Source organism: Halovivax sp. (genome assembly GCA_007119345.1).
Classification (GTDB): domain Archaea; phylum Halobacteriota; class Halobacteria; order Halobacteriales; family Natrialbaceae; genus Halovivax.
In genome coordinates this window covers 1-10,678 of sequence record SKPV01000056.1, presented here as the reverse complement: position 1 = coordinate 10,678, position 10,678 = coordinate 1, and the positions used below count along the sequence as shown (strand labels likewise).

Genomic DNA, 10,678 nt, shown 5'->3' with positions numbered 1-10,678 from the left:
CGGTAGTCGCGAGTCCTCGGTCGGTCGGATCGACCACTCCGGCGGTAGTCGCGAGTCCTCGGTCGGTCGGATCGACCACTCCGGCGGTAGTCGCGAGTCCTCGGTCGGTCGGATCGACCACCCCGATGGCGGTCGCGAGTCCTCCGGTGGCCGGTGTACTCGCTCAGTCGGCCGTGTACTCGCTCAGTCGGCCGAGAGGAACCCGACCGCGTGCCCGCCGACGGCGGTTTTTGAAACGAGACCTACGATCCAATTCGATCGGTTTCGACGGTGTGAATCACCACCGCCAGTTTAGGTCCTGCGGATGGTACGCCGTCGAACGGCATGGACCGATCGGCGATCGAACGCCGCCTTCTCGAGACCGGGGCCGACGAATTCCTCACCCCCGCCTACGAGGACTACTGCGTCGCGAACGTCACGGAGACGTTGCTCTCGCTACTCGACGCGGGCTTCGATCGACGCCTCCCCGACGAGGTCTTCCGGGGCGTCGGCGCGGGCCGCTTCGACGTCGCCTCCCGGGATCGACCTGCTGACGCCGGCCGGGATCCACGTGCCGGCGCCGGCGGGTGTCCACCTGCTGACGCCGGCCGGGATCGACCTGCTGACGCCGACGCGTATCGTTCCGACGACGTCCTCACCGACGTCGAGACGGTCGTCTGCGTGCTCCTCGACGGGTTCGGGTACGACCACTGGACGCGGGTGGAGGACGACCACGCCCTGCTCCGCCGGTTCGCCGAGTCCGGCGCGGTGACGCCGCTCACCTCGATCTACCCGTCGGAGACCGCCGCGGCGTTCACGTCGATCCACACCGGGCGACCGGCGCTCGAGCACGGTCTCCTCGGCTGGTTCCAGTACCTCGCGTTCGCCGATCGCGACGCGATCACCCTGCCGTTCACGACCCTCGACGGCACCCCGATCGACGACGTGGCGCCGGGGGCGACGGCGACGGACCTCTTCGAGGGTTGCTCCATCTACGAGGGCGACGGGAACGCCGACGCGACGGTCCGGACGGTCCTCCCGGCGTCGATCGCGGACTCGAAGTACAGCCTGGCGATCTACGACGGCGTCGACCGGATTCCCTACGAGGGGCCCGCCGCGTTCGCGGCGACGGTCCGGGCGGCGGTCGACGCGGCCGAGGGACCGACGCTGATCCACGCCTACGAGCCCTCGATCGACGCCGTCGGCCACGCCGAGGGCACCTCCAGCGAGCGGATGCGCGCGACCGTCGCCGACCTCCTCCGCGCCCTTCGCGAGGAGTTCGTCGAGTCGCTCGACCCGGGCGACGCCGCCCGGACGCTGCTGGTCGTCACCGCCGACCACGGTATCCTCGACACGGTTCCGGCGGAGAACGTGGATATGACGACGTGGGACCGCTGGCGGTCGTTGCAGGGGACGTTCCGCGTGGACGAGGAGGGCGAGCCGCGCCGGCCGACCGGCAGCCCTCGCAACGCACACTTCCACGTGCGGCCCGACCGCCGGGCGGAGGCTCGCGAACTGCTCGAGGAGCGCGTCGACGGGCTGGTCCTCACGCGCGAGACGGCGCTCGAACGCGACCTCTTCGGACCCGGCGAGCCGTCCGCGCTGTTCGAGCGCCGGTGCGGCGATCTGATCGCCGTCCACCGCGACCGTGGACTCTGCTGGCGCGCTGACGATACGCAACTGGTCGGCATGCACGGGGGCGTGACGCGAGCGGAGATGCTCGTACCGTTCGCCGCCGCTCGGGTCGACGCGCTGCGGTGACGGACGGTCGATTCGAGGCGCCTCGTGGCTCGAGCTCGCGGGAACCGCCGACCGCCATCGAACTCGACCCCGACCGCCCGGCCGTAACGCGGCGCTACCGCGCGATTCCGGCCCCAACCTTATCCCCGCGAATCTCGTAGTTCTCGTATGGCCGATCGGACCGACGCTTCACAGGAACTCGCCCGGGACGAGGTGGCGACGCTGCTCAGGGAGCTCGCCGACGAGTTCGAGCGCGGCGAGGAGACCGTCGCGGTCCCCGTCGGAAACAAGACCGTCACCCTCACTCCGCCGGATACGGTGACGGCGGAGGTCGAGGTCGTCGAGCGTTCACCCCGGTGGGGGAGCAGTCACGAGCGGATCGGCATCGACCTCGAGTGGAAAGGTTGAGCCGTGTCGTTCCACGACGCCGCGTCCCTCGACCTCGCGCTCCTGGACGCCGCGTTCGTCTTCCTCGCGAGCCTCGCGCTCGGCACGCTCGCCATCGTGGTCGCGGTCAGGTTGCTGGTCGACCGCGACGCCGGGGTCGCCACCGCGGCGATCACGGCGCTCCTTGGTGCCGCGGCCTGGGCCGTCGTGACGGGCGTCCTCGGCGCCGTGCCGTTGCTCGGCCCCCTGGCGGCGCTCGTCACCTGGATCGGCGTCGTCAACTGGCGATATCCGGGCGGCTGGCCGACCGCCGTCGCGATCGGCGGCGTCGCCTGGCTCGTCGCCGTCGCCGCGGTCGCCGTTCTCGCCACCCTCGGTCTCGTCGCTCCGGACGCGCTCGGCGTGCCGGCCCTCTGAGCCGCCGTCCCGATCGACTCGGGGGCTCGAGCGAACGATCCACCGATCGAGACGGTCGTTCGACGCTAGATTGATAGCGCCGCGTACCCCAAATGGGATCGATGCGACGATCCATCGTCATCGGACTCGCCCTGCTCGCGGTCGGATTTCTCTTCGTCGGCGGCCCGTCGCTGCTCGTGGGCAGTTCGGCGGAGGAGGTCGCGCCCTCCCAGACGGAGTCGCCCGAGCTCGTCGAGTTCGAGGACTCCGAGAGCGGGTTCTGGGAGTACCTCAGCGCCCGGGAAGCCCACGATCGCCGGAGTCCGATCAACGTGGTCGTTCGCGGCGACGCCGAACAGGTCGTCCGGATGATGCAGCTGGCCGACGAGGACTGGGAGGAGACCGACGAGGAGCACGAAGACGCCGACCAGTTCACCTACTCGATCGGCGGCGACAACCAAACCGCCGAGGAAAACGCCTCGCACACCGCCCTCCCGACGGAGATTCCGTGGGGCGAAGCCGCCGGCACGACTCGATACGCGTACGTGGATCTGGGGCCCGGCGAGGAGACCCGCTGGACCACTGAGACGCTCCAGCTCGACGACGGCGACTACTACGGCCAGCGATACCACATCAGGCTCTACGAGAGCCCGAACCCGGACGACGAGTGGGTGGCCATGCAGGCCCACACCGAGCACTTCGACTGGTTCACCCTCCGCCACCGGGTCGACGGGGTGGAAGCCGCCCAGTCGCGAGTCGAGCGCGACCTGATGTCGATGTCGAGCGTCGATCCTCAAGAGGACGTCCAGCGGATCTACCTCGGGAACAGTCGACCGTCCGACTCCGACGGCTGGGCGACGAAGGTCGACCTGCGCGCCGCGTCGTTCGTCCCCGTCGTCGTCGGCCTCGCGGCGAGAGGGAAGACGCGAACGCGCGTCGAGGACGGCGTCGACCGCTACCTGACCGACGCGGACCGCGAGCGGCTCGCGGCGGCCCGGGACCGGTTCGAACCGCGCCACATCGCGCTGGCCGGGACCATCGTGGGGCTGTTCCTCGGCGTCCGGATGGCTGGAATCGTCCTGGAGAACGCCGTCGACGCGCTGACGATGCACATGATCGCCGGGTTGCTCTATCCGGTGATCGCCGTCGTGATTCCGCTCGCGACGTACGCGATCGCCAGCGGGCTCGAGCGTCGTCTCGACGCCGCCCTCGTCGCCGCGACCTCGCTCGCGGTCGCGATCTGGATCGACTACGGTTGGCTGGGCGTCGACCGGCTGCCCCTCGACGTCGTCCTCCAACGCATCCTCGTGGTGGTCGCGCTGGGCCTGATCGCCGCCGGCGCCGCACGGCGGGCGACCAGGGAGCGTCGGCTCAACGGCCTGCTGCTCGTCGGCCTCGCCACCTGGACGCTCGTCCTCGTCGGAACGCTGTTCGGCTACCTCTGATCGGGCGACGGCGCGAATCGCCTTCTCTCGACGTTTCGGTCCGTCGCGCTCCGTTCGAATCCGGTCTCGGTCCTGGAGTGTCTTCTCGGGACGAAGTCCGCCGACCAGTAGCCTTTTCGGGACCGACCGTCGAGAGGGAGACGATGGATCAGGAGGTGGCACCGGTCGCGGACGGGCCTGAGGTCTCCTCGAAGGAGATTTCGGCATCGATCTCCCCGTCGTCCGTCTGCGTCCTCGTGCCGACGCTGAACGAGGCCGCGACCATCGGCGACGTGACCGACGAGTTTCGCGAACGCGGCTACGACGACGTCCTGGTGGTCGACGGCGGATCGGCGGACAGGACGCGGGAGGTGGCCGCCGAGCACGGCGCCAGGGTGATCGAACAGTCGGGACGAGGGAAAGGACAGGCGGTCAGGGAAGCCGTCGCGCACGTCGACGTCCCGTACGTGTTGATGCTCGACGGCGACGGGACCTACGACCCGGCCGACGCCGAGCGCATGCTCGCGCCCCTGGCGGCGGGCTACGATCACGTGATCGGCAACCGGTTCGCCGACATGGAGGACGACGCGATGCGAAAGCTCAACGGCTTCGGCAACCGGCTCATCAACAGCGCGTTCGAGACCATCCACGGGGCGGATTACGCGGACATCCTCTCGGGCTATCGCGCGTTCACGGTCGAGTCGTTCGAGCAGTGCGCGCCGGACGCGGACGGCTTCACGATCGAGACCGAACTCGCCGTCGAGTGCGTCAAGCAGGGCTTCGACACGGCCGTGGTCCCGATTAGCTACGGCGCCAGGCCCGACGAATCCGAGACGAACCTCCACCCGTTCAAAGACGGCGGGCGCATCGTCCTCGCACTGTACTCGCTCGCACGCACGAACAATCCGCTGTTTTACTTCGGCACGCTCGGCGCCGGCGCGATCGTCCTCGGAACCGGCGTCGCGGCGTTCGTCCTCACGCGCTGGCTGATGTACGGCACCGGCCACAACATCCTGGCGATGGTCTCGGCGGCGGCGATCCTCCTCGGCGTCCAGTTGCTGATGTTCGGCGTCCTCTCGGACATGATCGTCTCGCTGCACCGCGAGCAGCGACGTCGACTCGAACGGCTGGGACGCGAACGCGATCGGGCCGGCGAACGGAACGACCGCGATTGACATCGTCTCCGCCCGGAGGGGCGAGGATGCAAGCGTGGGACGGCGGGCCGGTCGCTTCTGCCGTGCGCGTTCGCGTCAGTCGACGAGTACTCCCTCTCGTCCGCTCAGAACGGGAGCATCGCCCTGAGGCGGGCGACGATCCCGTTCGATCGTCGGGCCCGGTACTCCTCGAAGACGGGGTGCAACGCGTTCATCAGCTCCTGTCGCGACTCGAACGTCTCGGACCCGGTGTCGGTCAGCGCCTCCGAGAGCGCCACCCCGTTCCCGTGAATGTCGTACGGGATCGGACGATCGCCCAGCGCCCGGGCTACCTCCTCGCTCGTCGCCGGAAAGGAGAGCGCGGACTCTTTCAGTCGGGCGTCGACGGCGGCGATGCCGAACTCGACTGACTCCGGTTCGTCGTCGTTATTCTGTGGCGGCCGGACTCCCATGGGGGTTCGTACGCAGACCCGACAAAAAACCGCTACGGCGCCGCGAGCCTCGTCGCCGATCGGCACGGGCGCTCGTCCGGCGGGTATTCGAACGCGGTCGTGGTCGGGCGGGTCGCCGAGCGCGGAGCCGATCGAGCAGGTTACCGGACGGGCCACCGGTCGGGCGGGTCGCCGAGCGCGGGGTGGCCCATCGCTCCCGGCGCCGTCGACACCGCTTTGGGCGCGCGCCGGTAGGACTTCGGTATGACCGAGTACACGACCGTCTCCATCCCGAAGGAGCTCGCCGAGCGCGTCGACGAGACGATCGAGGGGACCAGCTTCACGAGCACGAGCGACCTCGTCCGGTTCCTCCTGCGCAGTATCGTCATCCAGCACCAGCGATCGGGCGAACTGACGGAGGCCGAATTCGAGGAGATCGCAGACCAGCTTCGGGGACTGGGGTATCTGGAGTGAGTCCTGCACGCGGGAGGCGCGGGCCCCGGACGGTGGGAGTCGGCGACGGATTTACGGGCGGCGACCCGCGCTGGAGGCGGCCCCACTCGCGGTGCGTTCAGTCGGTCTCGAACGGCCGCTCCGGGGGCGCGGCGTCGAGCAGCTCCAGCGGGAGTCGCTCGCCTCGCCGGTCGAAGGCCCCGAGAGATTCGTCGGTCGCCTCCCAGGGCGCCACCGCGATGAAGACGACCTCGGCGAGGTCGTCGCGCAGGGAGAGCCCCAGCTCGCCCGCCGGGTGGGAGATGAACCGCCCGCCGGCGTTTCGGTTGGGCGTCGAGAGTTCGACCCCGAAGACGTGGGTGAGCGCGTTGCCGGGATCGGGGAGCAGGAAGTCGGTGAACACCGGCGTCTCGGGATCCACGGCGTCGGCGTCGGGCCCGACCAGCTCGCCAGCCGGCGTCGTCGAGACGCCGGTCGAGACGCGATCGGGATCGGCCTCGCTCGCGAGGTCGAGCAGCACGTCGATCAGCCCCTCCGTTGCGTAGACCACGCTCGACTTTCGCGTCGGGGGTTAGATAATCGTTCGCCCGACGACGCCTCGAGCCCGGTGGGCCGGGTCGCGAACGGGGCGATCGACCGCCGGGTTCGGAACAGCGGGAGTCGCGAACGGGGCGATCGACCGCCGGGTTCGGAACAGCGGGAGTCGCGAACGGGACGACCGACCGCCGGGTTCGGGTCAGAATGGTCGCGAACGGGCCGGTCGACCGCCGGGATCCGAGGCGCGACTCAGCCGGCCCACTCCTCGAACGAGCGGTAGATGCCCTTCGAGAGGTAGCGCTCGCTGGAGTCGGGGAAGACGGTGACGACGCTGTCGTGCGGGGCCTCGATCTCGCCGGAGTCGATCTTCCGGGCGACGTGGCGGGCGGCGACGCTCGCCGCGCCGGCGCTCGAGGCGACCAGGTGCCCCTCTTCCGCGGCCAGGCGCTTGAGCTCCTCTTGGGCGCGCTCGTCGGGGATCGCGTAGACGTCGTCGACCAGGTCCGGCTCGAAGAGTTCGTTGGTGTCCGTGTTGTGGGTGCCGATCCCCTCGGTCTTGTACTCGCCTTCCTCGCGGGGTTCGTCGAGGAATTCGCCGTAGAGCGATCCTTCGGGTTCGACGGCGCCGACGTAGGTGTCCGGGTCCTGCTCGCGGGCGTAGCGGGCGATCCCCATCAGCGTGCCCGCCGTGCCACAGCCCGCGACGACGGCGCCGACCTCGCCGTCTACCGCCTCGTAGATCTCCGGCCCGGTCGTCTCGTAGTGGGCTTCGGTGTTGAGCGGGTTGGCGAACTGCTGGGGGACGACGGCGTCGTCGAGTTCCTCGGCGAGCTGGTGTGCGCGGTCGATCGCGCCGCCCATCCCGTCGTCGGTGGGCGTGTTGATGATCTCGGCGCCGAGGGCGGCCATCAGCTGCTGTTTCTCGACGCTGAACCGCTCGGGAACGACGAAGATCGCGTCCAGGCCGAGCTGGCGGGCGGCGATCGCGAAGCCGATGCCGGTGTTACCCGCGGTCGGCTCGATCACCGTCCCGCCGGGTTCGACGTCGCCGCGCTCGAGCATCGTCTCCAGCATGTAGACGCCGATGCGGTCCTTCACGCTCGCGCCAGGGTTGAACGACTCGAGTTTCGCGTAAATCGGCACGGAGTCCGGGCCGGCCTGAACCGCCACCAGGGGCGTTCGGCCGACGGCCTCGAGCACCGAGTCCAACGGTCGCTCGTGCGTGGTCATCGTGTAGGCAAACATTGCCCCGGATGTTAGCTGTTATTATCCGGGAGTGTCGGGGCGGGAGAAGCGGTCGATCGAAACCGGCCGGAGCCGTTCCGCGGACGCGCTCGCCGGCGATTTCGGTCGCGATCCACTCGCCGAGGATCGGGGTGCGTCGGTCTACTCGTCGGCGGTCCCGTCGGCGGCGTTTGCATCACCGTCCGCGGCCTCCTCGCCGTCCGCGCCGCCGGACCCCTCGCCTTCGGCCTCCTCAATCGCGGCCTCCGCGAGGATCGCTTCGGCGTCGAGGCCCTGCTCCTCGGCCATCGCCACCAGCAGCGCGCGCTGCTCGGTCGTCTCGTGGTCGAGTCGTTTTACCGTGTCGTGGGTGTCGTCGACTTCCTCCTCCAGGTGGATGATCCGCTGTTGGAGCTCCTGGACCTGCTTGTACATCTGTTCGGCCTTGTCCGAGATGCCCTGGATTTTTTTCGCGGTGGATCCGAGTCCCATATTCGGTCAAACCGGGGCCAGGTAATTGGGTCTTTCTCCTCCGGCCGTCGGACCGAGGAACCCGGGGGTTCGCACTCGCCGCCGGGACCGGATCGAGCCGATCGCGGCCGGATTTTTGCCTCGCCATCACGACCTTACCGAACAGAAAGACTTATTAAGAACCGCGAACAAGCATTTATTGCACCCGAGGTGACCTACCCATGGTGCCACGAACGACGCCCCCAAGCACCTGGATGCAAGGCCTCGACTTCCCGTCCCGAATCTTCGGGGAGTCCGGCGGTAGCGACTACGAACTGTACGAGGAGGACGGCGAGTTCGTCCTCACCGTCGACATGCCCGGCTTCGAGCGCGAGGAGATCGACCTCGCGTGGGACGACGGCATCCTGAACGTGGCGGCCGAACACGTCGACGACGATCGCGGCCGCAAGAAGACCTACCACCGCAGATTCCGCTTCCCGAAGGTCGTGGACGAGGACGAGATCGAAGCCCGATACACCAACGGCGTGCTCGAGGTCGCGCTTCCGACCGCCGGGACCGCCGCGCAGGGCAAACCGATCGAGATCCAGGGTTGAGACGATCGATCACGCACGGATCCCCGTACGGGCGAACCACCCAACCGGAGCGGGCGGGCCGGGGAAGAACCCCTCGCGGCGCTCGCCCGCGCCCCTCGAAACGCCTTGTCCAACCGGCGAGTCCGCGTTTCGTTACCGAACCCTATCCATCCCATTACCACCCATGAAACTCACCGTAAAACCGTTGAAACGAAAGGACACCGGCCGCGGACTGGCATCGATCGACCGCGAAGCGATGGCGAACCTCGGCGTCTCGAGCGGCGAGTTCGTCACCGTCGAGGGTCGCGACGGCCGCGTCGTCGCGCGTGTCTGGCCCGGCCGCTCGGCCGACTCGGGCCGCGGCGTCGTCCGCATCGACGGCGAACTGCGAAACGCCGCCGGCGTCCGGATCGACGATCGCGTCGAGGTCGAGGCGGCCGACGTCGAGGTCGCCGAGCGAGTCGCCGTCGCGTTCCCGGAGAACGTCCGGTTGCAGGGCGACCTCGGCTCCTACCTGCGAGACCGGCTCTCCGACCGGGCGGTGACCGCCGGCGACCGACTCGCGCTGTCGGTCGGCTTCGGACTCCTGTCCGGTCGGGGCGGCCGGCGACTCCCGATCACGGTGGTCGACACCGATCCGAGCGGTACGGTCGTCGTCGGCCCCGACACGGCCGTCGAGGTCGTCGACCGCGCACCCGAAGAGATCGCCGTCTCGGGCGGGGACGCCGACGACGTCTCGGCCGAGCCACCCGCCGTGACCTACGAGGACGTCGGCGGCCTCGACGACGAGCTCGACCAGGTTCGAGAGATGATCGAGCTGCCGATGCGCCACCCCGAGCTGTTCCGCACGCTCGGGATCGAGCCGCCGAAGGGCGTCCTGCTGCACGGTCCGCCGGGGACCGGCAAGACCCTGATCGCGCGGGCGGTCGCCAACGAGATCGACGCCCACTTCGAGACGATCTCCGGCCCGGAGATCATGTCGAAGTACTACGGCGAGAGCGAAGAGCGCCTTCGCGAGGTGTTCGAGGAGGCCGCCGAGAACGAGCCGGCGATCGTCTTCATCGACGAACTCGACTCCATCGCGCCCAAGCGCGAGGACGTCCAGGGCGACGTCGAGCGCCGGATCGTCGCCCAGCTGCTGTCGATCATGGACGGCCTCGAGGAGCGCGGCGAGATCACCGTCATCGGCACGACCAACCGCGTCGACGCCGTCGACCCGGCCCTGCGCCGGCCCGGTCGGTTCGACCGGGAGATCGAGATCGGCGTCCCGGACGCCACGGGCCGCGAGGAGATCCTCCACATCCACACCCGCGGCATGCCGCTCGCCGAGGAGGTCGACCTCGCCCGCCTGGCCGCGAACACCCACGGCTTCGTCGGGGCCGACCTCGAGAGTCTCACCAAGGAGGCCGCGATGACCGCCATGCGGCGCATCCGGCCCGACCTCGATATCGACGAGGACGAGGAGATCGACGCGGCCGTGCTCGACGCCCTCGAGGTGACCGTCGACGACTTCAAGGCCGCGCTCCGCGGGATCGAACCCTCGGCCATGCGGGAGGTCTTCGTGGAGGTCCCCGACGTCACCTGGGACGACGTCGGCGGTCTCGAGGATGCCAAAGGTCGTCTCCGCGAGACCGTCCAGTGGCCGCTCGAACACGGCGACGCCTACGCGCGGGTCGCGCTGACGCCGGCGAAGGGCGTCCTGCTCCACGGCCCGCCGGGAACCGGAAAGACTCTGCTCGCGAAGGCCGTCGCCAACGAGGCCGAGTCGAACTTCATCTCGGTCAAGGGTCCCGAGCTCTTCGACAAGTACGTCGGCGAGTCCGAGAAGGGCGTCCGCGAGATCTTCGAGAAGGCCCGCGCCAACGCGCCGACGGTGATCTTCTTCGACGAGATCGACGCCATCGCCGCCG

General features: G+C 69.2%; 12 protein-coding genes. 8 read left to right on the top strand and 4 right to left on the bottom strand.

Features of this window, described 5'->3' with window-relative positions; all coding sequences use genetic code 11:
• Window positions 1-324: 324 nt before the first annotated feature.
• The 5 genes from QZT59_RS04350 to aglJ all read left to right on the top strand — a co-directional run bounded on the left by QZT59_RS04350 (window position 325) and on the right by aglJ (window position 5,101).
• Window positions 325-1,740, top strand: coding sequence for an alkaline phosphatase family protein (locus tag QZT59_RS04350; protein WP_290811840.1), 1,416 nt, complete (start codon window positions 325-327; stop codon window positions 1,738-1,740).
• 147 nt (window positions 1,741-1,887) lie between these two features.
• On the top strand, window positions 1,888-2,127 hold the full coding sequence (locus tag QZT59_RS04345) for an amphi-Trp domain-containing protein (protein WP_290811838.1): 240 nt from the start codon (window positions 1,888-1,890) through the stop codon (window positions 2,125-2,127).
• Window positions 2,128-2,130: 3 nt separating this feature from the next.
• Window positions 2,131-2,523, top strand: a complete 393-nt coding sequence (locus tag QZT59_RS04340; RefSeq protein ID WP_290811835.1) for a hypothetical protein — start codon at window positions 2,131-2,133, stop codon at window positions 2,521-2,523.
• 101 nt (window positions 2,524-2,624) lie between these two features.
• Window positions 2,625-3,947 carry a hypothetical protein gene (locus tag QZT59_RS04335; RefSeq protein WP_290811833.1) on the top strand — a complete coding sequence of 441 codons (1,323 nt, stop codon included), beginning with the start codon at window positions 2,625-2,627 and terminating at the stop codon, window positions 3,945-3,947.
• A gap of 143 nt (window positions 3,948-4,090) precedes the next feature.
• Window positions 4,091-5,101: an S-layer glycoprotein N-glycosyltransferase AglJ gene (gene aglJ / locus QZT59_RS04330; RefSeq protein WP_290811831.1), complete on the top strand. Its 1,011-nt coding sequence runs from the start codon at window positions 4,091-4,093 to the stop codon at window positions 5,099-5,101.
• A 104-nt stretch (window positions 5,102-5,205) separates the two neighbouring features.
• Here the strand turns inward: aglJ and QZT59_RS04325 are convergent, their stop codons facing one another.
• The gene (locus QZT59_RS04325) at window positions 5,206-5,532 is read right to left on the bottom strand and encodes a hypothetical protein (RefSeq protein ID WP_290811829.1); all 327 of its coding nucleotides are present in this window, start codon (window positions 5,530-5,532) and stop codon (window positions 5,206-5,208) included.
• A 243-nt stretch (window positions 5,533-5,775) separates the two neighbouring features.
• Here QZT59_RS04325 and QZT59_RS04320 point away from each other — a divergent pair, with 243 nt between their 5' ends.
• Entirely contained in the window at window positions 5,776-5,985 is a 210-nt protein-coding gene (locus tag QZT59_RS04320; RefSeq protein ID WP_290811826.1) for a ribbon-helix-helix domain-containing protein, read from the top strand.
• A gap of 97 nt (window positions 5,986-6,082) precedes the next feature.
• Here the strand turns inward: QZT59_RS04320 and QZT59_RS04315 are convergent, their stop codons facing one another.
• From QZT59_RS04315 to QZT59_RS04305, 3 genes are all read right to left on the bottom strand, one after another.
• Window positions 6,083-6,514 (bottom strand): hypothetical protein, encoded by a 432-nt coding sequence (locus tag QZT59_RS04315; RefSeq protein WP_290811823.1) that lies wholly within the window; start codon window positions 6,512-6,514, stop codon window positions 6,083-6,085.
• A 236-nt stretch (window positions 6,515-6,750) separates the two neighbouring features.
• Entirely contained in the window at window positions 6,751-7,731 is a 981-nt protein-coding gene (locus QZT59_RS04310; protein WP_290811820.1) for a PLP-dependent cysteine synthase family protein, read from the bottom strand.
• Between the two features lie 156 nt (window positions 7,732-7,887).
• Window positions 7,888-8,217, bottom strand: a complete 330-nt coding sequence (locus tag QZT59_RS04305; RefSeq protein ID WP_290811817.1) for a DUF5798 family protein — start codon at window positions 8,215-8,217, stop codon at window positions 7,888-7,890.
• 200 nt (window positions 8,218-8,417) lie between these two features.
• On the opposite strand from QZT59_RS04305, the gene QZT59_RS04300 reads away from it, so the two are divergent.
• Window positions 8,418-8,789: an Hsp20/alpha crystallin family protein gene (locus QZT59_RS04300; protein ID WP_290811814.1), complete on the top strand. Its 372-nt coding sequence runs from the start codon at window positions 8,418-8,420 to the stop codon at window positions 8,787-8,789.
• Between the two features lie 163 nt (window positions 8,790-8,952).
• On the top strand, window positions 8,953-10,678 hold a 1,726-nt coding region (locus QZT59_RS04295), incomplete at its 3' end, for an AAA family ATPase (RefSeq protein WP_290811811.1).